Genomic DNA, 24,368 nt, shown 5'->3' on the forward strand with positions numbered 1-24,368 from the left:
TCCGCGGGGATCGACGCGCCGAAGCTCTGGCCCGGGTGCTGGCGGGTGAGCAGCTTGGCCATCTTCTCGCCGGTCGGACCGGTCGCGCGCAGACTCTCGACGTAGGCGGCGCGGTTCATGTTCTCGCGAATGGCGATGAACTCCATCTCCGGCGTGATGATGCCCTGACGGGCGTAGTGCATCTGGGTCACGTTGCGGCCGGCCTTGGCGCGGCGCGGGTGGCGGTGCAGGCCGGGGAAGCGCAGGTCGTCGAGCGCGGCATCGGCGGCACGGATGCGGCCGAACTCGGAAGAGAGGTCGGTGAGCTGCTCGGTGTCGCCGCGTTCTTCGATCCAGCGGGCGCGCAGCGCGGGCAGGCCACGGCGGATGTCGATCGAGGCCTTGGGGTCGGTGTAGGGGCCCGAGCAGTCGTAGACGAAGACCGGCGGGTTCTTCTCGCCACCGAAGCCGGTGGGCGTATCGGCCTGCGAGATCTCGCGCATCGGCACGCGGATGTCCGGGCGGGAGCCTTCGATGTGGATCTTGCGCGAATTGGGCAGCGGCGCGATCGCCGCTTCGTCGACGTGCGCCTGGTCGGCGAGGAAGGTGTCTTTGGCGTTCATTGAAACTCCTGTTCTTGCTGCAGTCCGGTTTTTCTTCGACTAGGTATGCGAGGGGTGCGTCTACCGCACCTCGTCGGTACGACAACGCAAGTTCCAGGCCACGCGACGTGGCCCGACCGTCGTGCCCGTAAGCCCCAGCCTGCGGCGCGTGCGCCGGCTGTCTCAACTATCTCACCACCGCCCCCTTCGATGTCGAGACAGCTGTCGCAGCTTTCAGGCGTCTCACCCGTACAGCTGTCGCAGCCCTCCGCGATCTCGTAGGCATACCACCAGTGTCCATGCGGGTTTGCGGGCAATTGCTTCAGTGGCATGAATGCTGCCTTAAGCCCTCCGACGGTGACCCGAACATGCAGGCGCCGCATTCAACCAGGACCAATCAACAGCATCACCTAGGAGGGGAACATGACAAGAACTGGACGCAAGTCGCTGAACAGCACCTTTACCCAAACCCGCAAGCTCACGGCTGGCGCTGCCGCCGTGGCTGCACTCTGTGTGATGTCGACGCCGGCGATGGCCGACATCGTCATTGGCGAATTCGGTGGTACCAAACTGTCGATGTTCGGCATCATCGACGTCGGCATGCTCTATAACAGCGATGCGAACGCGACCGGTGACAGCAAGACGTCGATGGAAACCAGCGGTCTGCGTCAAACGGTCATCGGCTTCAAGGGTGAGCGCGAGCTCGACGTGAACCTGACCGCCTTCTTCAACCTCGAATCGCACTTCGACACCAACAACGGTTTCCTGCACGGCACCGGCGACGCATCGGGCACCGGCCCCGGCGGCATCAACACCCCGCTGTTCCGTCGTCAGGCCAACCTGGGTGTGCGCGGTGACTGGGGTAGCCTGACCCTCGGCCGTCAGTACGGCCCGGCGCTGCTGGCCCACATCGGTACCGAACCGCGCGCGTTCAAGGAACAGTTCTCCAACCTGTACGCCTGGGCCTACGGTCAGCTGTTCACGACCTTCAACCCGAACAACGGCAGCGGTCGCAACACGAACAACGACGTCGGCATCTTCATGAACAACGCCGTGCAGTACCGCAACACCTGGGGTCCGGTCACCATGGGTGTGCTGTATTCCTTCGGCGGTCAGGCCGGCGACTTCAAGGACAATAGCGCCTACGCGCTGGGTCTGACCTACAACGGTCCGATCACGCTGTCCGGTTCCTACCAGGCCTTCCACGACGAGCAGTCCGGCAAGAAGGTGGTCGATCACACCTCGCTCGGCTTCGCCATTCCGTTCGGCGACTTCACCTGGAAGAACAACTGGATGAACGCCAAGAACGACAACACGGCGGGCAACCAGCTGTTCGACGTCAATGGCTTCGGTACCGGTCTGGACTGGAAGTGGAGCGCCAAGAACTCGGCTACGCTCGCCTTCTATCTGAACAAGGACGACGCCAACAAGAGCGATGAAACCAAGTTCATCGTGATCAGCAATGACTACCAGTGGCGCCCCGACACCACGCTTTACATTCAGGCCGCCTTCGCCGATGCCGACCCGGGCGCAACGCTGCGCACCAGCATCGTCGCAGCGGGCGTGACGGCGGGTGAGAAGAGCACGCTGCTCAACGTCGGTCTGAACTTCATGTTCTAAGGCGCTCGCGTCTGCAGCAAACGGCGGCAGGGTGTGGAAACCCGCCGCCGCATTCTAAAAACCAAGGAGACCTGATCGATGAATTCGATTCGCAAGCAGTTCCGCCTGACCGCATCCGCCGCCGCCGTAGCCGCTGCGTCGATGCTGTCGGTGTTTGCAGTGAGCCCGGCCGTTGCGCAGAGCGGCCCCGGCTTCGAAGATCCGAACAACTGGCCGCAATACCACCGCACCAGCAACGCCTGGCGCTTCAGCCCGCTGAACCAGATCAACCGTGACAACGTGAAGAAGCTCAAGGTGGCGTGGATCCACCAGCCGGGCACCATCACGCACGGTCTGCAGGCCACGCCCATCGTGATCGACGGCGTGATGTACTCGATCTCGGCCAACAACAACGTGTGGGCCATCGACGCGGCCACCGGCAAGACCATCTGGCAATACGCACCCAAGCTCGACAAGATCGTCGACCAGGTGTTCTACGGTGCGGCCAGCCGCGGCGTGACCGTGGGCCGCGGCAAGGTGTACGTCGGCACGCTGGACGGCCGCTTCATCGCGCTCGACCAGAAGACGGGCAAGGAAGTGTGGTCGACCCAGCTCACCGATCCGAAGAACCAGTACGGCGCACTGTTCTCGGCGCCGCCGCAGCTGGCCGGCAACGTGCTGTTCGGCGGCACCACCGGCGGCGACCAGCCGATCTCGGGCAAGATCTACGCGGTGAACGCCGACACCGGCAAGCCGGTGTGGACCTTCGACGTGATCAAGAACGATCCGAAGAGCTGGCCGGGTGAAAGCGGCAAGGTCGGCGGCGGCAGCGCCTGGATGCCGGGCACCTACGACGCCAAGACCGACACCATCTACATCGGTACGTCGAACGCCGCACCCGACTACTACAACTACGATCGCAAGGGCGACAACCTCTACACCGCCACGCTGCTCGCGCTCGATCCGAAGACCGGCAAGGTGAAGTGGCACCGTCAGGAAGTGCCGAACGATTCGTGGGATTACGACTCGGCCTACGAGGCGCTGGTGGTGCAGAAGGACGGCAAGGACGTCATCGTGCACCTGAACAAGGGCGGCTTCGTGTTCGTGATGGACAAGAAGGACGGCAAGCTCGAGAACGTGTGGCAGTTCGCCGAGAACGTGAACTGGGTCAAGGGCATCGACCCGAAGACCGGCGCACTGATCGATCCGATCTACCCGGAAGTCGACAAGGTGAAGACCTTCTGCCCGAATCTGCTCGGCGCGCGCAGCTGGAACCACGGTGCCTACAACCCGGGCACCGGCCTGTGGTACTCGCACGCGATGGAAGTGTGCAACGAAGTGGTCGCCGGCAAGGACGATCCGGACAACCTGAAGGCCGTGTCCTCGCTGTCGCTGGGTATCGAATCGATCAAGCTGGTGTCGCCGCCGAACAGCAAGCCGCACGGCCGTCTGGATGCGCGTGACCCGATCACCGGCAAGCGCAAGTGGTCGATCAAGTACGACCTGCCGCCGCTGTCGTCGGTGCTGACCACCGCCGGTGGCCTGGTATTCACCGGCGACATGGAAGGCAAGATCTACGGCTACGACGCCGACACCGGCAAGGAACTGTGGACCTTCAACGCCGGCTCCGGCCTGCGTGGCGGCCCGGTCAGCTACTCGGTCAAGGGCAAGCAGTACATCGTCTTCCCGACCGGTCTCGGTTCGCATGCCCCGGGCTTCCTGGCCGGTGCCTTCCCGCAGATCAAGGATCTGCCGGGCGGCGCGGCGATGGTGGCCTTCACGCTGGAGTAAGGAAGTAAGTGCGTCACCCACCCCGTCGTGCGGACACACGGCGGGGTGTTGTAAGTCTCCTCATTTACGGGCGGTAACGGGAGTGACCGCCTGTCTTTTTTTGTGCAGACTCCCTCGTCGCATACCCAGATTCAACCCTCCCGTCGTCCCGCGCGTTGAGCCTGCAGACAGGTTCGAGCGGATGGCGCATCCCGGTCTCGGGACGGGTGGGTTCAATGTGCGCATGAAAATCAGAACCATTGTTTCAACCGGGCAGGAAAGCAGAACCATGACTACACGCAAGCTCAGCGGCACGACCCGTGCCTTCTCCATCTCCGCCGGTCTTCGGACGGTCGTTTTTGCGGGCAGCGCACTCGTGCTGCAGACCCTCAGCGCGCCGGTGCTCGCCAATGCCGAAGCTGCCGCCGAAGCGCTGCCGCAACCGTCGTTCGAACTGACCGACCCCGAGCGCATCGCCGCCGGCAAGAAGCGTTTCAACAAGACCTGTGCCGGCTATTGCCACGGCTCCGAAGGCGTCGGCGGGCGCGCTCCCGACTTCAAGGGCCGCAAGGATCTGCCGGACGCCGAGGCCTTCAAGACGATTTTCCATGGTCGTCGCGGCTCCGACATCATGCCGCCCTGGGGCCAGGCCTTCTCGCCGGACCAGATCTGGGAACTGGTTGCCTACATCAAGTTCCTCGGCACGCAGTGATCGCCGGCGTTCACGGAACGCGAGAGCCTGTGGAAGCGGTCGCCGAATCTGCGGACGGTTTTCCGACAGCGCGCGGCATCCAGGACTGCGGCCCGCAAGCGCCGCGTCGCGGCCAAGGCCGCTCCCACAGGGGTCGCCTCTGATCCGTGACCGAGGCCCAGGTCGGGATTCTGTGGGAGGGGTCTTCTGACCCCGACTGCGGCCAATGCCGAAGCCGGCGGCCAGCAATCGCCGCGTCGCGGCCAAGGCCGCTCCCACTGGAGCACGCGCGCCAACTCGGACGTCATGCGGAAGCGGTCCTCTGACGCATGAAGCAGTGAGGCCTCACTCATCCAGATGCAAAAGAAAAGGGGCGCCTGATGCGCCCCTTTTCTCGTCCGTGCCGCGGACTCAGCCGTTCTCGATCATCCGCTCCTCACCGTCCAGATAGTTCGGTGCGACGATGCGCAGCCGTGCCATCTTGCGGTAGAAGGTGGCGCGCGACATGCCCAGCTGGCGCGCCGTTTCGGTCACCCGCCAGTGGTTGCGACGCAGCGCGTCGAGCATCTTCTGGCGCAGCTGCAGGCAGGCCTCGTTCAGCGGCTCGCCGTCGCGCAGTTCGCACGGATCGGGTACTGCACCGCCGACGCTGCGCGGTGCGGCAGGCTGCGAGGACGCGGCCGTGGGCGTCTGCTGCGCCGGTTGCGGAATCTGCTGCTGCGGTGGCGGCTGCAGCGTGGCGCGCGGGCTGTGGTTGTTGGTGCGCAGTTCCTGCGGGAAATGCTCGATCGTGACCTGAGTGCCGTCGGCGATCGCGCAGGCGTAGCGGATGGCGTGGCGCAGCTGGCGGATGTTGCCCGGCCAGTCGTAGCTCAGCAGCCGCGACATCGTCTCTTCCGCTATGCGCAGTTCCTCGCGGCCCATCGCCGCACATTCCTCGCGCAGCACCAGCTGTATCAGCTCGCGCTTGTCCTCGCGGTTGCGCAGCGGCGGCAGCATGAAGCTGGCGCCGTTGAGGCGGTAGAACAGATCTTCGCGGAAGCGTCCCTGGCGCACCAGCTCGGGCAGGTCCTGGTGGGTGGCGCAGACGACGTGCAGATTCACCGGCGTCGGCTGCTCGGCGCCCAGCGGCACCACTTCGCCTTCGGCCAGCACGCGGAGCAGGCGGCTCTGCAGCGACAGCGGCATGTCGCCGATTTCGTCGAGGAAGAGGGTGCCTCCGTCCGACTGCAGGATCTTGCCCTTGGCGCCCTTGCTGCGGGCGCCGGTGAAGGCGCCGTCGCGGTAGCCGAACAGTTCACTCTCGATCAGGCTTTCCGGAATGGCTGCGCAGTTCAGCGCCACGAAGGGCTGCTTCGCGCGGTCGCTGAAGTCGTGGATGGCGCGCGCGAACGCTTCCTTGCCGGTGCCGGTCTCGCCCAGCAGCATGACCGGGATGTCGCGGTTGGCCACCTTCACTGCGCAGGCCACGTTGGACTTGACCCGCGGATCGCCCAGCGCCAGGTGACGGAAGCCACGCGGTGCGGTCACGTCGTCGGCGGTGATGACCGGCTTGGCCTGCGTGACCTGGGCCAGGGAGCGCGCGTTCGGCGCGCGCAGCACGGCGAACAGGCGCCGCCCGGTGGCCATCATGCGCAGCGGGAAGGGCGTGCCCGGGCTGGCGTGCGCCGACACCATGATGTCGCTGGCGGTGCACTCGAACAGGTCGTGCAGGAACTCGGCGTGGCGACCGTTGTGATTGATCAGCTCCTGGCGGGCGCGGCGGTTGCCGCCGACGATGCGGCCGTCGTCGTCGAAGGCGATCAGGTAGTCGGTCTCGACCGGCATGAATTCGGCGACCTGGCCGAGCTGCAGTGTCCAGTAGGTGCGCAGGCTGTAGTGCGCGTAGGCGTCCTCGATCAGGCGCGCCTTGTCGCACACCATGCGGAACACCAGCAGCTGGCTTTCGCGGGCGTCCGGCGAATACAGCGCCGAGGCATCGAGCACGGCGATCGGCTCGTCCTGCAGCCCGAGTATCGGTGCCGAACTGCAGGTGAATTGCGTGTTGTGCGAACGGAAGTGCTCACCACGGTGGACCAGCGTGGGCTGACGGTCGGCCAGCGTGGTGCCGACGCCGCAGGTGCCCTCGTGTTCTTCCGCCCAGCAGGTGCCGTTGCGGAAGCCTTCGTCCTTGAACTCCTTCTCCAGCGCCGGCACGGTGCGGTAATCGACAGTGACGCCGGTGGCGTCGGTCAGCAGCACGCAGTAGTTGGCCGGCAGCAGTTCGTGGTGCAGCCGCTCCACGCCCTCACGGGCGATGCGCATGAAGGTTTCGATGCGCTCGCGGTGTTCGCGCAGCTCGTAGGCGGTGACCACCTTGGGAACTGAGGACAGACCCGGATCGATCGAGTGCTTGTTGAGCGACCTGCGCCAGGAGCGCGCAAGGCGCTCATAGGCCGGGTCGGTTTGAGTCGGGCGCGTTCGTCCTTCGACGATGTTCATCACGCGTCCGACATGATCGGCGATTTCTCGTCCTTGTCTCATGTCCGTCTCCTCCTAGGTGGACTTCTCGGTACCCCCGTCACCGGCGTGTGCCGTGTGCGGGATGGTTTCCCTTTTTGTTGCGTGAGGTTAGGCCCTGCGGCGTCCGAAAGCAACGCGACGAATGTCTCCAAAACGTGAGACAGCTGTCTCACTGCGCCGGATGTCCGGCGTCTCACGCCTGGGCGTCTCGTCCGGCTGATTGCGGTGCGTATGACGAAGGCGTCCGCAGACTGCTTACGAATCATCGGCTTGAGCGGACGCGCCCGACGATGGACGGGGCGCTGGCACGACAGATGCAATGAGGGCTCAAACCTCGTTCAGGAGTCGCATCGTCGTGTCGCCCAGTTCTTCCCCCCCGGTCAGCGTCGGCATCATTGCCAACCCGGCATCGGGCAGGGACATCCGTCGTCTGACCTCACGCGCCTCGGTATTCCCGAACGCCGAGAAGGCCAGCATGATCGTGCGCGCCATCGCCGGCCTCGAAGCGGCCGGTGTCGAGCACGTGCTGCTCATGCCGGACAAGGGCTCGATCTCCGGCCTGGTGTATCGCGCGCTCGGCCTCGACGGCCGGTCGACCGAAGGGCAGCGCGTGCGCTTCCTCGACATGACCGTGTCCGAATCGATCGACGACACGCTGCATGCCACCGAGGCGATGTGCGCGGCGGGTGTGTCCGCCATCATCGTGCTCGGCGGCGACGGCACTCACCGCGCGGTGGCCAAGCGCTGCGGCCAGGTGCCGCTGCTGGCGCTGTCCACCGGCACCAACAACGCGTTTCCGGAAATGCGCGAAGCCACGGTGGCCGGGCTGGCCGCTGGCCTGATCGCCACCGGCGCGGTGCCGGCAGCGGCCGGCCTGCGTCGCAACAAGGTGCTGCGCGTGCGCTGCGACGACCGCGACGACATCGCGCTGGTCGACGCCTGTTTCACCGGCCATGAGTACGTCGGCTCGCGCGCCGTCTGGGACAGCGCGCTGGTCGAGGAACTGTTCGTCACCTTCGCCGCCGCCGACGGCATCGGTCTGTCGGCCATCGCCGGGCAACTCGAACCGGTCACGCGCGCAGCAGCACATGGCCTGCATGTGCGCTGCGCGCCGACCGGCGACACGCCGCGCCGCGTCCATGCGGCGATCGCGCCCGGCCTGGTGGCCGAAGTCGGCGTGCGCGACTACACGCATCTGTCACCGCACGAACCGGTGGTGCTGACCGGTCGCAGCGGAACCATCGCGCTCGATGGTGAGCGCGAGATCGAGTTCCACACCGGCAGCCGCATCGAAATCAGTCTTGACCCGAACGGCCCGCAGACCATAGACGTCGCCGCCACGCTCACCCATGCCGCGCAGCACCGCTTGCTGCGCCACTACGCGGGAGGTGCCGCATGACGCGCGCGCTCCCCTTCATCGCTCTCCACGGAGCCGGCGCCAACGACGGCGCCGCACTCCGCCCCAGGCTCGATCAGCCATCCGCCCGCAGCTGCCGGAGAACCGCGGGTATTTCTGTCCACAACAAAGAGGAGCACTCATGACCAGTCCTTTGAACAGGGAAGCCCTTCTGCAGGCTTACCGGACCATGCGCACCATCCGCGATTTCGAGGAGCGCGTGCACGTCGATTTCGCCACCGGCGAAATCCCCGGTTTCGTCCATCTGTATGCAGGCGAGGAAGCTTCGGCGACCGGCATCTGCATGCACCTCAACCGCAACGACTACATCGCCTCGACCCACCGCGGTCACGGCCACTGCATCGCCAAGGGTGTTGATCCCGTCGGCATGATGGCCGAGATCTGGGGCAAGGCCACCGGCACATGCAAGGGCAAGGGCGGCTCGATGCACATCGCCGACCTCGAGGTGGGCATGCTCGGCGCCAACGGCATCGTCGGTGGCGGTGGCCCGCTGATCTGCGGTACCGCACTGGCGTCCAAGATCCGCGGCGAGAACAACGTCGGCGTGTGCTTCTTCGGTGACGGCGCATCCAACCAGGGCACCATTTTCGAAGCGATGAACCTCGCTTCGGTGTGGAAGCTGCCGGTCATCTTCGTGGCCGAGAACAACGGTTACGCCGAAGCGACCTCCAGCACCTTCTCGGTGGCTGTCGAGAACATCGCCGACCGCGCCAGTGCCTTCGGCATGCCGGGCGTCATCGTCGACGGCTTCGATTTCTTCGCGGTGTACGAAGCGGCCGGCGAGGCGATCAAGCGTGCCCGCGAGGGCGGCGGTCCGACCCTGCTCGAAGTGAAGCTGTCGCGCTACTACGGCCACTTCGAAGGCGACCAGCAGACCTACCGCGCACCGGGCGAAGTGCAGAAGCTGCGCGAAACCAAGGACTGCCTGATGCAGTTCGCCAAGCGCGTGACTTCGCGCGGCGAACTGACCATGGCTGACATCGAAGCCATCGACCGCGAAGTGAAGACGATGATCGACGACTCGGTGGTGAAGGCGAAGTCGGATCCGCTGCCGCCGCCCGAGGCCCTGATGGCCGACGTCTACATCTCTTACTGAACCCGCGCCATACGCCGACAGGAGAAAACAGAATGGCAAGAAAGATTACTTACCAGCAGGCCATCAACGAGGCGCTGGATCAGGAAATGTCGCGTGACCCGAGCGTCATCATCATGGGTGAGGACGTCGCCGGTGGCGAAGGCTCGCCCGGCGAGAACGACGCCTGGGGCGGCGTGCTCGGCGTGACCAAGGGGCTGTACGCGAAGCATCCGGGCCGCGTGCTCGACACCCCGATCTCGGAATCGGGTTATGTCGGCGCCGCCGTCGGTGCGGCCTGCAACGGCCTGCGTCCGGTCGCCGAGCTGATGTTCATCGACTTCATGGGCGTCTGCTTCGACCAGATCTTCAACCAGGCTGCCAAGTTCAAGTACATGTTCGGCGGCAAGGCCAAGACCCCGGTCGTCATCCGCGCGATGTATGGCGCCGGCTTCCGCGCCGCCGCCCAGCACTCGCAGTGCCTGTACAACGTGTTCACGCACATCCCCGGCCTGAAGGTGGTCATCCCGTCGAACCCGTACGACGCGAAGGGTCTGCTGATCCAGTCGATCCGCGACAACGACCCGGTCATCTTCCTGGAGCACAAGGCGCTCTACACGATGGAAGGCGACGTGCCGGCCGAGAGCTACATCGTCCCCTTCGGCGAAGCCGCCGTGGTGCAGGAAGGCGATGACGTGACCATCGTCGCGATGGGCCGCATGGTCCATTACGCGAAGGAAGCCGCCGGCAACCTGCGCAAGAAGGGCATCCAGTGCGAAATCATCGATCCGCGCACGACCTCGCCGCTCGACACCGACACGATTCTGGAAAGCGTCGAGCGCACCGGCCGCCTGGTCGTCGTCGATGAGTCCAACCCGCGCTGCAGCATGGCGTCCGACATTTCCAGCTTCGTTGCACAGGAAGCTTTCGGCGCACTGAAGGCGCCGATCCAGATGGTGACTGCACCGCACGTTCCGGTGCCGTTCGCCGCTTCGCTTGAAGATCTTTACATCCCCAGTCCGGCACGCATCGAAGAAGCCGTGATGAAGGTCAAGGAGTATCGCTGATGTCCGCAATCCATACCGTCACCATGCCCAAGTGGGGCCTTTCCATGCAGGAGGGGAAGGTCAACCTGTGGCTGAAGGAAGTCGGTGACACGATAGACCCGGGTGAGGAAATCATCGAGGTCGAGAGCGAGAAGATTTCCGGCGCCGTCGAGGCGTCGGTGTCCGGCGTGCTGCGCCGTCAGGTCGCCCAGCCGGACGAAGTGCTGCCGGTCGGCGCGCTGCTCGGCATCGTCGCCGACAAGGGCGCGTCCGATGCCGACATCGACGCGGTGATCGCCCGCTTCCAGGCCGAGTTCGTGCCGCCGTCCGCCGATGACGCTGACTCCGGTCCGCAGACGCAGACGGTCAAGGTCGGCAATGTCGAGGTGCGCTACCTCAAGCTGGGCGAGGACGTGGCCGGCAAGGACCCGCTGCTGCTGGTCCACGGCTTCGGTGGCGATCTGAACAACTGGCTGTTCAACCACTCGCCGCTGTCCGAGTCGCGTGCGGTGTATGCGCTCGACCTGCCGGGTCACGGCAGCACCACCAAGGTGACCGGCATCGCCTCGCTCGACGGTCTGGCTGAAGTCGTCATCGGCTTCATGGACGCAGTCGGTCTCGAGTGCGCCCACCTGGCCGGCCACTCGATGGGCGGCGGCGTCTGCCTGGCGATCGCCAAGCGCGCGCCGAACAAGGTGAAGTCGCTGTCGCTGATCGCCAGCGCCGGTCTGGGCAACGAGATCAACGGTGCCTACATCGACGGCTTCGTCGCCGCCGCTTCGCGCAACGCGCTGAAGCCGGTGCTGGCGCAGCTGTATTCCGACGAGTCGCTGGTCACCCGCTCGATGATCGACGACATGCTCAAGTTCAAGCGCCTCGAAGGCGTCGACAGCGCGCTCGCCACGCTGGCCGGCGGCCTGTTCGCCGGCGGCCGTCAGGCCGAGCAGCTTGCTTCGGCCGCGGCCGGCAAGCCGACGCTGGTGATCTGGGGCGAAAACGACCGTGTCATCCCGTCCTCTCACGCCACGGCGATCCCGGGCGCGACCGTGAAGGTGATGCCGGGCCAGGGCCACATGGTCCAGCTCGAAGCGGCAGGCGAAGTGAACAAGCTGATCGGCGAGTTCATCGGCTGATGCACCACCGGCCGCCGCAGCCTCTCCTGCGGCGGCCATTTTTACGGATTCCATCATGAGCACAGCTGTTGCAGGCGAAGGCCTGCGCGGACGCGACAAGCTCGCCCGCATTCCGGTCAAGGTGCGCGAGGATGTCGCCTCGCCGACCAAGCCCGCCTGGCTGCGCGGCCGCGACCAGGACACGCCGGCGGTGCGCGCGCTGCAGGGCGTGCTGCGCGAACACGCGCTGCACACCGTGTGCGAGGAAGCGGCCTGCCCGAACATCGGCGAGTGCTTTGGCCGCGGCACGGCGACCTTCATGATTCTCGGCGCCATCTGCACGCGCCGCTGCCCCTTCTGCGACGTGTCGCACGGCCGGCCGCTGCCGCCCGATGCCGACGAACCGCAGCGCCTGGCGCGCACGGTGGCGGCGATGAAGCTGCGCTACGTGGTCATCACCTCGGTGGACCGCGACGACCTGCGCGATGGCGGCGCGGCGCATTTCGCGCAGTGCATGGCCGACATCCGCGCATTGAGCCCCGACATCACGATCGAGGTGCTCACCCCCGATTTCCGCGGCCGCGAGGCGGCCGCACTGGACGCGCTGGCGGTGTCGCCGCCGGACGTGTTCAACCACAACATGGAAACCGTGCCCCGCCTCTACCGCGAGGTCAGGCCGGGCGCGAACTACGAAGGTTCGCTCAGGCTGCTGCGCGACTTCGGCCAGCGCTTCCCCGGCGTGCCGACCAAGACCGGCCTGATGCTGGGGCTCGGCGAAACCGAGGCGGAAGTGGTCGAGGTGATGCGCGACCTGCGCGCGCACGGCTGCGACCTGCTGACGCTGGGCCAGTACCTGCGACCGTCGCCGGCCCATCTGCCGGTGATCGAGTACATCACGCCGGAGCGCTTCGATGCGCTGCGTGCCATCGCGCTCGAACTGGGTTTCAGCGAAGTCGCCGCCGGCCCGCTGGTGCGCTCGTCCTACCGCGCCGACGTGCTGCACGCCGCGCATGAGCACCATGGCTGACGCCAGCGCCCACACCGTCATCGTGAACGGCCAGCACGAGCCGCTCGACGATGCGCGCACGGTGGGCGATCTGCTCGACCGCATGGCCTTGCGCGGCAAGCGCATCGCGGTCGAGCGCAACGGCGAAATCGTGCCGCGCAGCGTGTTCGACCATGCGGCGCTGAGCCCGGGCGACCGCGTCGAAATCGTCATCGCCGTCGGAGGCGGCTAGACCATGAATTCACCCGCTGCTACACCGCTGACCGATCCGCTCGTGATCGGCGGCCAGCCCTTTGCGTCGCGCCTGCTGGTCGGTACTGGCAAGTACCGCACGCTGGACGAAACCGCCCGTGCGCTCGACGCCAGCGGCGCCGACATCGTCACCGTGGCGATCCGGCGCACGCCGCTGAACCGCAACAACGGCGAACCCGGCCTGCTCGACGTGCTGCCCACCGGGCGCTACACGCTGCTGCCCAATTCGGCCGGCTGCTACACCGCCGACGACGCGGTGCGCACGCTGCGCCTGGCGCGCGAACTGCTCGACGGCCACGACCTGATCAAGCTCGAAGTGCTGGGCGATCCGAAGTCGCTGTACCCCAACATGCCGGAAACGCTGCGCGCCGCCGAAACGCTGATCCGCGACGGCTTCCGCGTCATGGTCTATTGCTCGGACGACCCGATACAGGCGCGCGTGCTGGAAAGCATGGGCTGTGTGGCCATCATGCCGCTGGCCAGCCTGATCGGCTCCGGCATGGGCATCCTGAACCCGTGGAACATCGGAATCATCATCAACGACGCCAAGGTGCCGGTCATCGTCGATGCCGGCATCGGTACCGCGTCGGACGCCGCGGTGGCGATGGAACTGGGCTGCGACGGGGTGCTGATGAACACCGCCATCGCGCACGCGCGCGACCCGGTGCGCATGGCCGCGGCGATGCGCCACGGCGTCATCGCCGGCCGTGAGGCCTTCCTCGCCGGCCGCATGGAAAAGCTGCCTTACCGGGCCGCGGCCTCGTCGCCGCAGACCGGCCTCATCCAATAAACATAAGGGAGGAATCACCATGTCTGCATCGAAGAAGCGCCGTGTCGCGCTGGTCACCGGCGCCTCGCGCGGCATCGGCGCGGCGATTGCGCAGCGGCTGGCACGCGACGGCTTTCACGTCGTCGTTCATTACGCCCACGGTGCCGCAGAGGCGCGCGACGTGTGCGCGGCGATCGAACGCGCAGGCGGCAGCGCCACGCTGCTGCAGGCCGATCTGTCGATGTCCGACGGGCCGCAGTATCTGGCGGACACGCTGACCGAACCGCATATCGACGTGCTGGTGAACAACGCCGGCATCGCGCCCTTCGAGGCGATCGAGGACATGAGCGAAGGCAGTTACGACCGCCTGTCGAACGTGAACATGCGCTCGCTGTTCTTCGTCACCAAATACCTGTTGCCCAAGCTGCGCGATGGCGGTCGCATCGTGAACCTGTCCAGCATCGTCGCCCGCACTGCCTTTCCTGGCATTCCGGCCTACTCGGCGACCAAGGGCTTCGTCGATGTGCTGACGCTGCAACTGGCGGCGTCGCTCGGCGAGCGCGGCATCACGGTCAATGCGGTGGCGCCCGGCGTGATCGAGACGCGGCTCACCACCGGTCTGCTGGAGAATGGCGGCGCGGAGGCGGTGCAGTCGATGCAGGCACTGGCCGGCGTCGGCACGCCCGACCGCGTGGCCGGCGTCGTGTCCTTCCTGGTCGGCCCGGATGGCGCATGGACCACCGGTCAGGTGATCGACGTCAGCGGCGGGACGAAGCTCTAATTAGGAGCTGGGGGCTAGGGGCTAGGGGCTAGGGGCTAGGTGTTTGGGGCTGGGGGCGCAGTTTCTGCGCCAGCCAGCCCAGCCACTCGTGCAGTGCCCAGCCGGACTGCTGCAGCGCGCGCGACGATGGGATGAAGTCGCTGAATTCCCATGTGCCGGGGCGGCGGATCATCGTTGGCGCAGCGACCGGGTCCAGTCCGGCACGACGGAATTCCTCCATCGAACGACGCATGTGCATCGCATGCGTCACCAGTGCGACGCGGGTGATCCCGGCGTCGCGCAGCAGCAGCGCCGACAGCCGCGCGTTGTCGGCGGTGTCGCGCGAGGCCGATTCGACCCAGCGCACGTCCACGCCGAAGTCGCTCATCGCTTCGCGCATCAGTTCGCCTTCCGGGCGTCCGTCCCACACCACGCCGCCGCTGACCAGCACCGGCAGGCCGGTGCGCTTCGCCAGCCGCGCACCGGCGCGCACGCGCTCCAGCGCCCAGCCATTCACCGTCTGTCCGTCATAGTCCACCAGGTTGTCGGCGGTGCCTGCACCGAGTACGACGATGGCGCCGGCTCCGGTCAATGGCTGTGCCGCGCCGCTGTAATAGGTGCTGCGCTCCAGCCATCCGGCCAGCGCCGGCAGGCACAACGCATACAGCGTCAGTACACCGGTGGCGGCCAGCGTCATGCCGGCCCGGCGGTGGCGGCGCATCAGCAGCAGGCCGAGCACGGCCATCAGCAGCAGGCTGGTCGGCGGCAGCAGCAACACCGCCACGGTCTTCTTCAGCAGGAACAGCAAGGAACTCGGCATGGGCGCGTGCCAGTGAAAAAGCCTTATTATCCGGGCCAACACGCCGCACGGCGGCGTTGCATGCACGCAGCGACGCGCCGGACGCGCGCGCAGACCACACGGAGCGGGGATTTGATCGATCTGTCGGCAATCGGCTGGAAGGAAGCAGCGCTGGTCGCGCTCGTCATTCTTGCCGGCTACATGGGCTATGCGCTGGTGCGCCTGTCCATGCTCAACGCCCGCCGCACCGCCGAAGCCGCACCGCCGCCCGTACCCGAGGCTCCCGTGCCACCCCCACCGGTGGACCTGCAGGCCGAACTCGACATGCTGCTCGATGCCCGGCTGGCGCCGCTGATGCAGGCGCTGGAAACCCGGCTCGACCTGATCGAGGACAGGCTGGACGGCGTCAGCCGCCGGCTCGAAACCGTCAATCAGCTGCCGCCGGTCGCGCCGCAGTACAGCGAGGCGCTGTCACTGGCGGCGCGCGGCCTCAGTGCCGAGGACATCGCGGAGCAGTGCGACATGTCGGTCGGCGAGGCCGAACTGGTACGTACGCTGGCGCAGAGCCGTGGCATGGGAGACAGGACATGAGTGCGACCGACAGCGTGACCGTGCGCGGCAACGACGAACAGGAGGCGGCCGAACAGCGCAGTGCGCTGCTGCGCCGGGTGATCGTTGCCGGCGGCCTGATCGCGATGCTGATCGGCGGACTGGCCCTGTTCGACGCCAGCCGCCGCGCCCCGGAGACCGACGACGAACCGGTGGCCGCGGTCACGCCGCCGCCCGCCGAGACGCCGGCGGCCGAGGAGGCCACCGCCCTGCCGACGCTGCCGCCCGCCGAGACGCCGGCGGCCGAGGAGGCCACCGCCCTGCCGACGCTGCCGCCCGAGGAAACGCCGGCGGTCGACGCGACGACGGCGTCCATGCAGGACGCGCCGCCGCCGCCGCCGCTGCCCGATGCCGCCACCGATGCGCAGCCTGCGCCGGCTGCGCAGCCGGAACCGGCGGTGCCCGAATCGACCGCGCGCCCGGGTGCTCCGATGCCGCCCCGTGCCGCGCCCTCCGCTGCAGCGCCCCCTGCCGCGGCGCCGTCCAGGCCGGCCGCCGCGCCGGCCGACGCCGCGCCGCAGCCGGCACCGGCCATCGCCCGTTCGCCGGCGGTCGCCGGCTCCGGTTATGTCGTGCAGGTGGGCGTGTTCAGCAACGTCGCCAACGCCGAAGAGATCCGCGCCCGGCTTGCGCTGAACGGCATTCCGTCGCAGATCGAGGCGCGCGTGCACATCGGGCCGTTCAAGTCGCGCGCCGAGGCCGACCAGGCACGGCAGCGCCTGCGCGCGCTCGGCATGGACAGCGGGCCGCCGACCGCGCTGCGGCCGGCCTCGGCGCCGCGCTGAGTGCCGACGCCCCCGTCGCCACCGAATCCGCGATAATCCGGCGACGTCCGGCACACTGGCCTTCCGCGGCCGGTATGCCGCGCAGCATTCACCCACAACGCTTCCGGAGACTTCACATGTCGCGCACCATTGTTTCGACCCCCGACGCACCCGCCGCGATCGGCACCTATTCGCAGGCGGTCAAGGTGGGCAACACCGTCTACATGTCGGGCCAGATCGGCCTCGATCCGGCCACCATGACCATGGCCGACGGCATCGACGCGCAGATCGCCCGCGTGTTCGACAACCTGAAGGCGGTCGCCGCGGCGGCCGGCGCCACGCTGGATAACGCGGTCAAGGTGAACGTGTTCCTGACCGACCTCGGCAACTTCGCCAAGGTGAATGAGGCGATGACCCGCTACTTCAACCAGCCCTTCCCGGCGCGTGCCGCGGTCGGCGTGGCGGCGCTGCCACGTGGTGCGCTGGTCGAGGTCGATGCGGTGCTGGTGATCGACTGACACTGCTTGGCCAGGCCTGTCCCGGCCGTCCTGCCCTCCGCATGAGTACCCGCAGCGAAGCGCTTTCGGCCGCGCTCGACAAGATGGGCCTCGGCTCGGATGCCGCGCTCGTCCTGCATTTCCCGCTGCGCTACGAGGACGAGACGCGCATCACGCCGGTGGCGCTGGCGCGCGCCGGCCAGCCGGTGCAGGTCGAGGTCGAGGTGACGCAGGCGGAAGTGAAGTTCCGGCCGCGCCGCCAGTTGGTGGTGACCGCCGCCGACGACAGCGGCACCGTCACGCTGCGCTTCTTCAACTTCTATCCGTCGCAGCAGAAACAGCTGGCACCCGGCAAGCGGGTGCGCCTGTTCGGCGACATCAACCCCGGCTTCTTCGGCGCCGAAATGCTGCACCCTCGGGTGCGCAACGTCGGCGACGACACACCGCTGCCGGACCGGCTGACGCCGGTCTATCCGGCCACCGCGGGCCTGTCGCAGGCCAGCCTGCGCCGCGCCATCGACGACGCGCTGGAGCGCACCGATCTCGCCGACAGCCTGCCCGACGCGCTGCGCCGCCACTACGCGCTGGTGCCTTTCGGCGCCGCGGTGCAGGCACTGCACCGGCCACGGCCGGGCGAATCGCTGCGCGACCTCGACGAGCGGCTGGCGCCGGCCTGGCGCCGCATCAAGTTCGACGAGCTGCTGGCGCAGCAACTGAGCCTGAAGCGCGCGCACGCCGCCCGGCGCAGCCGCGACGCGCCGGTGCTGCCGCAGCCCGCGCAGACCGACGGTTCGCTGATAGACCGCTTCCTGCAGCAGCTGCCGTTCGCGCTGACCGGCGCGCAGGCGCGCGCCTGGGCGGAGATCGCCGCCGACCTGTCGCAGCCGTATCCGATGCAGCGGCTGCTGCAGGGTGACGTCGGCTCCGGCAAGACCGTGGTGGCGGCGCTGGCCTGTCTGCGTGCGGTCGAGGCCGGCTACCAGGCGGCCTTCATGGCGCCGACCGAAATCCTCGCCGAGCAGCACTTCCGCAAGCTGGCCGACTGGCTGGCGCCGCTTGGCATACAGGTGGCCTGGCTGTCCGGCAGCCTGAAGGCGCGCGACAAGCGGGCGATGAAGGAGGCCATCGCCAGCGGCGCGGCGCCGATCGCGGTCGGCACGCACGCGCTGATCGAGGACGCGGTCGATTTCGCGCGCCTGGGCGTCGCGGTGGTCGACGAACAGCACCGCTTCGGCGTGCGCCAGCGGCTCGCGCTGCGTGCCAAGGCGGGCGACGTGAGCCCGCACCAGCTGATGATGAGCGCGACACCGATCCCGCGCACGCTGGCGATGAGCTATTACGCCGACCTCGACGTGTCGGTGATCGACGAACTGCCGCCCGGCCGCACGCCGGTGCTGACCAAGCTCATTTCGGCGGCCCGCCGCGAGCAGGTGATCGAGCGCGTGCGCGACGCCTGTGCCGCCGGCGCCCAGGCCTACTGGGTGTGCCCGCTGATCGAGGAATCGGAAACGCTGCAGCTGCAGACCGCGATCGACACCCACGCGCAACTGCTGGCCGCCTGCCCGGAACTGAAGGTGGGGTTGGTGCATGGCCGCATGAAACCGGACGAGAAGGCGGCGGTGATGGCGGGCTTCGTCGCCGGCGACACGCATCTGCTGGTCGCCACCACGGTGATCGAGGTCGGTGTCGACGTGCCCAATGCCAGCCTGATGGTGATCGAGCACGCCGAGCGCTTCGGTCTGTCGCAGCTGCACCAGCTGCGCGGCCGGGTCGGCCGTGGCAGCCGTGAATCGGCCTGCGTGCTGCTGTACGAGGGGCCGCTGTCGCAGACCGCGCGTGAGCGGCTGCGCGTCATCCACGCCTATACCGACGGTTTCATGATCGCCGCCGAGGACCTGAAGCTGCGCGGCCCCGGTGAGTTCATCGGCAGCCGCCAGTCCGGCCAGCCGCTGCTGCGCTTTGCCGATCTGGTGATCGACGAGACGCTGGTCGAACTGGCGCGCGAAGCGGCCGACACGCTGCTGCGCGATCACGTCGCGGCCGCCGACCGTCATCTGGAACGCTGGCTGGCCGGGCGCGAGGATCTGCTGAAGGCGTAAAAAAGGGAGGGCCTGAGCCCTCCCGATGTCCCGCGTGCGGGGCCCGGTCAATGTCCGGTCCCTGCCTCACAGCGCGTTCATCCGCGTGCGACGCATGGATCGGGTGTCGACCGATCCCGGCAGCGACGTTCAGACGCGGCTGCGACGGCGCGCGATCATGCCCAGCAGGCCGAGGCCGGCGAGGAACATGGCGTAGCTTTCCGGTTCCGGCACCGCGGTGATCTGCAGCAGCGTGTCGTTGCCGCTGTTCGGATGCTGGATGTTCACATAGGCGACGTTGGGGTTGAACTTGTCGAAGTACAGGCCCGTCGGTTCGGCACCTTCGGTCGACAGCGAGGCCCAGCGGCTCAGCGATTCGGCGACGCCGTCGCGATCGGCATCCTGTGCGAACCAGATGTCGGCACGACCGCCCGGCTGGTCTTCGATGATGTAGATGTTGCCGTTGGCATCGATTGCGATGTTGTCCGGGTTGGTGAATTCGCTGCCGACGGCGGCACCGGTGACTGAACTGAAAGTCGCCCGGCTGGCGAACAGCTTCATTTCGTTGGTCGCCAGATTGAGCGAATACACCTCGTGGGTGGTCGTGGTGGCGATGTAGAGCACTTCGTCGCCATTGGCCAGCACCTGCATCTCCAGGTCCTCGGGGCGCTGGTAGTTGGTGCCGCCGACCATGTCGGCTGCGGCACGGCCATCCATCGAGAAGGTGCCGCCACCGACGTTCACCATGGCGTTCACGGTGCCGGCCAGCGGGGTGCCGGTCGCGGTGGTGATGGCTTCCCAGCTGGCGGCGCCGACGGCGTTGGCGTTGTTGCCGCCATTGGCCTTCAGCACGAAGGTCTGGCCCTTGTCGAAGTAGCTGTCACCGGTGGTCGCGCCCGGTGCGGCCGACACGTACTTGTAGATCGAGCCGCCGTTGAATTCGTCGATGAAGTAGAAGCTCTTGTTCTTGTCGAACGCACCGCCTTCGTGCGACACGCGCGGCACCACGTTGCGGTGGATGAAGCTGGCGCTGGAGGTGTCGGCCAGCGGATTGGTCACTTCGAACAGACGACCGTAGGGGCTGCCGCTGCCCCACGACTCTTCGGCGGTCAGGTAGGTGCCCCACGGCGTCCAGCGCGAGAAATCGCCAGCCACGAAGCCCTGGGTGCCGGACTGCACGATGGTCTTGGTGATGCCGGTCCACAGGTCGGTGCGTTGCACGCCACCGGCGCCGGTTTCGAACGGCATGAACAGGTAGCGACCGGCATCGGCGCCGTTCTCGTTGGCGGTGATCATGTCCCAGTTGCCGCTGTTCGACTGGCCGTTGGCGAGCTGCGTGACGCGGTCGGCCAGTACCTTCTGCGAGAACAACGGCGAGGACAGCTGCAGCGGCGCGCTTTCCGGCAGCGAGCCGGCGGCGACGTTGCCGGGCAGGGCGGTGAAGTTGTCGAAGTAGGTGTTGTCGGCCGCAGAAGCCTGCTGGGCGGAAACGCCCATCAGGCCAATGGCGGCGGCTATGGCGAGCTTGCGGGGCTGCATTGTCGGACTCCCTGATTGAATGAACGCCTTGCAGAAGACAAGGTGAGGTTCAGGGTAGCCAGCGCGCGTTCAAATCCCGTGATGCAGATCGGCCGGCGCGCTGCGCCGAACGGCGCATGATTTGTTAACCGTTCTTAATGCGCTGGCCGGCGATCCGTGATGCAGGTCGGCCGGCGCTTCAGTCGGCGCGGCTGCGCACACGTATCGGTTCGCGTATGGCCTGGGCGGCAAGCAGGCGACTGAGCGCGGCGATCGCGGTATCGGTCAGTTCGTGGCCGCGCGACAGCACCATCATGCCGTTCGTGCAGCGTACGTCTTCGTCCACCACCCAGCCCGGCACCAGGTCGCGCACGCGCGCCGCGCGGTGGTGGTTCACCTCGCTGCGGAAGTCGGCCAGTGCCCTGACGATGTAGTCGGGCACCGGCGGCTGCACGGTGCGCAGCACTTCGCGCGGGCTGCGCGCCGCTTTGGTACGCGACCAGTCGCGCTCAAGTTCGAGCGCCGCGCGCAGCAGCGGCGCCCCGCGGATCACTTCGAGCGGCGCATCGGGCGGCGGGTTGTCCGACTGGTAGCGGATGATCTCGGCGGCCAGGTCCAGCCGCGGAATGGCGGCCACGAGCCGGCTCGCCACCTCGGGGTGTTCGCGCAGCAGCTTCTTTTCGTCGGGGCCGAGATGACGTTGCGCGGCATCGGCCTGCATCAGTTCGGGCGGTATGCCGACGCAGCCGAGCTGGCTCAGCGCAGCGGCGATGCTGTAAATCCAGCCGTCCGACCAGTCCAGCCGCGACAGCGCGTGCTGCACTGCCGAGTGCGCGAAGGTGGCGCGCTGGAAGGCCCAGGGCGCCACCATGGCGAGCACTTCAGTCAGCGTATTCACCGCCGCGGTGAGCGTGGTTTCGAGCAGTTCGCGCTCGGCCCGCATGCGGTTGTAGTGACGCACGGCGTCGTCCAGCGCAGCGATCAGCACGTCGGACGGGCAGGGCTTGCACAGGTAGCGGAAGATGGCGCCGCGATTGATGGCGGCGATCGACGACTCGACGTCGGCCTGACCGGTGAGCAGGATGCGCACGGCATCGGGCGCCTGTTCGCGCGCTTGTGCGAGGAAGGTGGCGCCATCCATGCCCGGCATGCGCATGTCCGACACGATGACGGCGAAGGGCTCGCCGAGTTGGATGGCGTCGAGCCCGGCAGTGCCGCCATTGGCGGTTACCACGTCGAATCGGCTGTGCAGCGTCCGTTCCATCGCGGCCAGCAGGTTCGGTTCGTCATCGACGCAGAGCACGCGTGGCAGGGTGTCTTCAGTCATCGTCATGGTCCGTGGTGAGTGCTGCGTTATAGGCCTGCCACTGCGGCCACTGATCGATCACGCCGGCGCGTTCGAGATAGGCGAGGTCCGGCGTCTGGCCGTTGGCCAGTGCGACCGCGACGTGCACGGTGCCGGCCAGACCGAAGCCGGTGGCGGCTGCGCGATCCGGGTGGGTGTGCCGCGCGACGGCGTCGACGATGTCCATCGGCAGGCCCCACAGGCCCAGCAGATAGGCGCCGACCGCGGCGTGCAGCGGTGTGTCGCAGACGGTGGTGGCGTCCTGCATCGTTTCGCTGCGCAGCGGCTCCACCAGCAGGCCGATGCGCGCCAGCAGCGCGGCCGTGGCGGCGACGCCGCCGCGGCGGCCGGCGGTGATGCGGTCGGCCAGGCAGGACGCCTGCAGCGCGCGTCGCTGCAGGTGATCGACGAAAGGATCGGTCGCGGCGTCGGCGAACACCTGCGAGGCGAGCACGAGCAGCCGCACCTGATCGATGCCGAGACGGGTGATGGCGTCGTTGATGCTGGTGATGCGCGCGCCCAGCGTGAAGTAGGCGGAACCGGCCAGTTGCATGATGCGCGCGCTGAGGGCGGGGTCGCTGCTCAGCAGGCGGGCGACGTGACGGCTGTCGCTGGCCGGATCGGCAAGCAGCCGGGTCAGCTCGGCAAAGATGCGCGGCGCGCTGGGCAACCGGTTCACGCGACCGATCACGTCGATCACCGAGGCGTCGCGGAACATCGCGCGCAGCGCCAGCGCCGCCTCTACCGCGGCCAGCAGCACCGCGTTGTCGCAGGGCTTGGATACGAACTGGTGGGCGACGTCGAGCATGCGCAGCGTCGACGCGGTGTCGCACTGGCCGGACAGGATGATGCGCAGCGTGCCCGGCCAGCGGTCGCGCACGGCGCCGAGCAGTGCGGCGCCGTCCATGAAGGGCATGCGCATGTCGGACACGACGACGTCGGCCGGCTCGGTTTCCAGCGCGTCGAGCGCCGCCTGGCCGCTGGTGAAGAAGCGGCACGCCCAGTCGGTTTCGCGCATCACCAGCGTGCGCTCGATGCCGGCCAGCACGCGGCTTTCGTCGTCTACGAACACTACCTGCATGACGCTGCCTCGTCGTTGTCGATGCACAGCGGCAAGCGCATCGTGAAGCGGGTGCCACGACCGACGTCCGATTCGCACAGGATTTCGCCGCCGTGCTGGTCGACCACAGTGGTGTAGACCATGGCCAGACCCTGTCCGGTGCCCTTGCCGACCGGCTTGGTCGTGAAGAAGGGTTCGAAGATGCGTTCGCGTATGTCCGGCGGGATGCCGGGGCCGTCGTCGGCGACACTGAGGTCGATGTGCCGGTCGCCGAAGCGTGTCGCCGTGATCCGGATCAGTCCCTTGTCGCGCACGCCCTCGGACAGCGTTTCGGCAATGGCGTGCGCGGCGTTCACGACCAGGTTCAGCAGCGCCTGACCGATCAGGTCACGTCGGCAAGGCAGGTCCGGCAGGTCGTCATCGACCTGCGTCTCGATCTCGGCCACATACTTCCATTCGCTGCGGGCGACGGTGACCGTGGTTGCGATGACCTCGCGGATGTCCACCGCGACCTTGTCGACGCCCGACGGATGCGAGAAGGCCTTCATCGCGCTGACGATGCGCGCGATGTGTTCCAGCCCCTCCTTCGACTGGGCGAGCGCGTCCGGGATCTGCCGGCGCAGGTAGTCGAGCTTGGTGCGGCGAAGGGTGGCGTCGAAGTCCGTCAGCAGCGCGGGGTCGGAGTCGCCGGCACGCAGGGCGGCGATGACCGCGACGCTGCGGTCGGCCAGCGCCAGCAGCGAGGTGGTGGCCATGTCGATGAAGCTCATGTTGTCGGCCACGTACTGCGTCGGGGTGTTGATCTCGTGCGCGATGCCGGCGGCCAGCTGGCCGATCGATTCCATCTTCTGCGACTGCAGGAGCTGCGTCTGCGTCTGTCGCAGCTCGCCCAGCGTTTTCTGCAGCGCCTGTCTTTCCTGCTCAAGTTCACCGGTCTTGCGGGCGACCACGTTGGCCAGGCTGATGTTCTGTTCGAGCAGCGCGAACGGCGAGTTGCGCATGCCTTCGTCCTGCTGGGCGAGGCGCCGCTTCAGTGCGTCTATCGTCTTGTCGCGCGCGAGCAGCTTGTGCTCCAGTTCGCTCAGGCGCGCCTCGATATCGGATTGTGGCAGGCTGGGCAT

Annotated in this window: 21 protein-coding genes and 1 pseudogene; 15 read left to right on the forward strand and 7 right to left on the reverse strand. The window is 67.3% G+C overall.

What is annotated here, in order from left to right:
- A pseudogene (locus WJU27_RS18485) lies at window positions 1-602 on the reverse strand (phosphomethylpyrimidine synthase ThiC); the annotation flags it as partial.
- A 402-nt stretch (window positions 603-1,004) separates the two neighbouring features.
- Here WJU27_RS18485 and WJU27_RS18490 point away from each other — a divergent pair.
- From WJU27_RS18490 to WJU27_RS18500, 3 genes are all read left to right on the forward strand, one after another.
- Complete coding sequence (locus WJU27_RS18490) at window positions 1,005-2,201, forward strand: porin (RefSeq protein WP_081629110.1); 1,197 nt, start codon at window positions 1,005-1,007, stop codon at window positions 2,199-2,201.
- A 78-nt stretch (window positions 2,202-2,279) separates the two neighbouring features.
- Entirely contained in the window at window positions 2,280-3,971 is a 1,692-nt protein-coding gene (locus WJU27_RS18495) for a pyrroloquinoline quinone-dependent dehydrogenase (protein WP_341423040.1), read from the forward strand.
- A 268-nt stretch (window positions 3,972-4,239) separates the two neighbouring features.
- Complete coding sequence (locus WJU27_RS18500) at window positions 4,240-4,662, forward strand: c-type cytochrome (RefSeq protein WP_296813104.1); 423 nt, start codon at window positions 4,240-4,242, stop codon at window positions 4,660-4,662.
- A 390-nt stretch (window positions 4,663-5,052) separates the two neighbouring features.
- Here WJU27_RS18500 and WJU27_RS18505 read toward each other — a convergent pair whose 3' ends face one another.
- The gene (locus WJU27_RS18505) at window positions 5,053-7,164 is read right to left on the reverse strand and encodes a sigma-54-dependent Fis family transcriptional regulator (protein WP_341423041.1); all 2,112 of its coding nucleotides are present in this window, start codon (window positions 7,162-7,164) and stop codon (window positions 5,053-5,055) included.
- A 298-nt stretch (window positions 7,165-7,462) separates the two neighbouring features.
- Here WJU27_RS18505 and WJU27_RS18510 point away from each other — a divergent pair, with 298 nt between their 5' ends.
- From WJU27_RS18510 to WJU27_RS18545, 8 genes are all read left to right on the forward strand, one after another.
- A complete protein-coding gene (locus tag WJU27_RS18510) occupies window positions 7,463-8,542 on the forward strand; it encodes an ATP-NAD kinase family protein (protein ID WP_341423042.1) in 1,080 nt (359 codons plus the stop codon).
- A 139-nt stretch (window positions 8,543-8,681) separates the two neighbouring features.
- A complete protein-coding gene (locus WJU27_RS18515; protein ID WP_304000568.1) occupies window positions 8,682-9,656 on the forward strand; it encodes a thiamine pyrophosphate-dependent dehydrogenase E1 component subunit alpha in 975 nt (324 codons plus the stop codon).
- Between the two features lie 32 nt (window positions 9,657-9,688).
- The gene (locus WJU27_RS18520; protein ID WP_304000567.1) at window positions 9,689-10,699 is read left to right on the forward strand and encodes an alpha-ketoacid dehydrogenase subunit beta; all 1,011 of its coding nucleotides are present in this window, start codon (window positions 9,689-9,691) and stop codon (window positions 10,697-10,699) included.
- A complete protein-coding gene (locus tag WJU27_RS18525) occupies window positions 10,699-11,811 on the forward strand; it encodes an acetoin dehydrogenase dihydrolipoyllysine-residue acetyltransferase subunit (RefSeq protein WP_341423043.1) in 1,113 nt (370 codons plus the stop codon). The genes WJU27_RS18520 and WJU27_RS18525 overlap by 1 nt, the downstream gene beginning before the upstream one ends.
- A 55-nt stretch (window positions 11,812-11,866) precedes the next feature.
- Entirely contained in the window at window positions 11,867-12,817 is a 951-nt protein-coding gene (gene lipA / locus WJU27_RS18530) for a lipoyl synthase (protein WP_020166040.1), read from the forward strand.
- Window positions 12,810-13,028 (forward strand): sulfur carrier protein ThiS, encoded by a 219-nt coding sequence (gene thiS, locus WJU27_RS18535; protein WP_019916557.1) that lies wholly within the window; start codon window positions 12,810-12,812, stop codon window positions 13,026-13,028. Before lipA ends, thiS begins: the two co-directional genes overlap by 8 nt.
- Before the next feature lie 3 nt (window positions 13,029-13,031).
- On the forward strand, window positions 13,032-13,838 hold the full coding sequence (locus WJU27_RS18540) for a thiazole synthase (protein ID WP_020166039.1): 807 nt from the start codon (window positions 13,032-13,034) through the stop codon (window positions 13,836-13,838).
- 19 nt (window positions 13,839-13,857) lie between these two features.
- Window positions 13,858-14,598 (forward strand): SDR family NAD(P)-dependent oxidoreductase, encoded by a 741-nt coding sequence (locus tag WJU27_RS18545; protein ID WP_341423044.1) that lies wholly within the window; start codon window positions 13,858-13,860, stop codon window positions 14,596-14,598.
- 28 nt (window positions 14,599-14,626) lie between these two features.
- On the opposite strand, the gene WJU27_RS18550 is transcribed toward WJU27_RS18545, so the two are convergent.
- The gene (locus tag WJU27_RS18550; RefSeq protein WP_341423045.1) at window positions 14,627-15,397 is read right to left on the reverse strand and encodes a YdcF family protein; all 771 of its coding nucleotides are present in this window, start codon (window positions 15,395-15,397) and stop codon (window positions 14,627-14,629) included.
- 111 nt (window positions 15,398-15,508) lie between these two features.
- On the opposite strand from WJU27_RS18550, the gene WJU27_RS18555 reads away from it, so the two are divergent.
- The 4 genes from WJU27_RS18555 (at window position 15,509) to recG (ending at window position 19,345) form a co-directional block, all read left to right on the forward strand.
- Window positions 15,509-15,967, forward strand: coding sequence for a DUF2802 domain-containing protein (locus WJU27_RS18555; protein WP_341423046.1), 459 nt, complete (start codon window positions 15,509-15,511; stop codon window positions 15,965-15,967).
- On the forward strand, window positions 15,964-16,770 hold the full coding sequence (locus tag WJU27_RS18560; RefSeq protein WP_341423047.1) for an SPOR domain-containing protein: 807 nt from the start codon (window positions 15,964-15,966) through the stop codon (window positions 16,768-16,770). Before WJU27_RS18555 ends, WJU27_RS18560 begins: the two co-directional genes overlap by 4 nt.
- A 116-nt stretch (window positions 16,771-16,886) precedes the next feature.
- Window positions 16,887-17,267 carry a Rid family detoxifying hydrolase gene (locus WJU27_RS18565; RefSeq protein ID WP_020166034.1) on the forward strand — a complete coding sequence of 127 codons (381 nt, stop codon included), beginning with the start codon at window positions 16,887-16,889 and terminating at the stop codon, window positions 17,265-17,267.
- 41 nt (window positions 17,268-17,308) lie between these two features.
- Complete coding sequence (gene recG, locus WJU27_RS18570; protein WP_341423048.1) at window positions 17,309-19,345, forward strand: ATP-dependent DNA helicase RecG; 2,037 nt, start codon at window positions 17,309-17,311, stop codon at window positions 19,343-19,345.
- A 129-nt stretch (window positions 19,346-19,474) separates the two neighbouring features.
- Here recG and WJU27_RS18575 read toward each other — a convergent pair whose 3' ends face one another.
- From WJU27_RS18575 to WJU27_RS18590, 4 genes are all read right to left on the reverse strand, one after another.
- Window positions 19,475-20,863 carry an alkaline phosphatase PhoX gene (locus WJU27_RS18575; protein ID WP_341423049.1) on the reverse strand — a complete coding sequence of 463 codons (1,389 nt, stop codon included), beginning with the start codon at window positions 20,861-20,863 and terminating at the stop codon, window positions 19,475-19,477.
- A 178-nt stretch (window positions 20,864-21,041) separates the two neighbouring features.
- Window positions 21,042-22,169, reverse strand: coding sequence for a response regulator (locus tag WJU27_RS18580; protein ID WP_296813114.1), 1,128 nt, complete (start codon window positions 22,167-22,169; stop codon window positions 21,042-21,044).
- Window positions 22,162-23,268 carry an HDOD domain-containing protein gene (locus tag WJU27_RS18585; protein ID WP_020166030.1) on the reverse strand — a complete coding sequence of 369 codons (1,107 nt, stop codon included), beginning with the start codon at window positions 23,266-23,268 and terminating at the stop codon, window positions 22,162-22,164. Before WJU27_RS18585 ends, WJU27_RS18580 begins: the two co-directional genes overlap by 8 nt.
- Window positions 23,259-24,368 carry a sensor histidine kinase gene (locus WJU27_RS18590; protein ID WP_296813116.1) on the reverse strand — a complete coding sequence of 370 codons (1,110 nt, stop codon included), beginning with the start codon at window positions 24,366-24,368 and terminating at the stop codon, window positions 23,259-23,261. The genes WJU27_RS18585 and WJU27_RS18590 overlap by 10 nt, the downstream gene beginning before the upstream one ends.

This window comes from Methyloversatilis sp. NSM2 (genome assembly GCF_038066675.1).
Classification (GTDB): domain Bacteria; phylum Pseudomonadota; class Gammaproteobacteria; order Burkholderiales; family Rhodocyclaceae; genus Methyloversatilis; species Methyloversatilis discipulorum_A.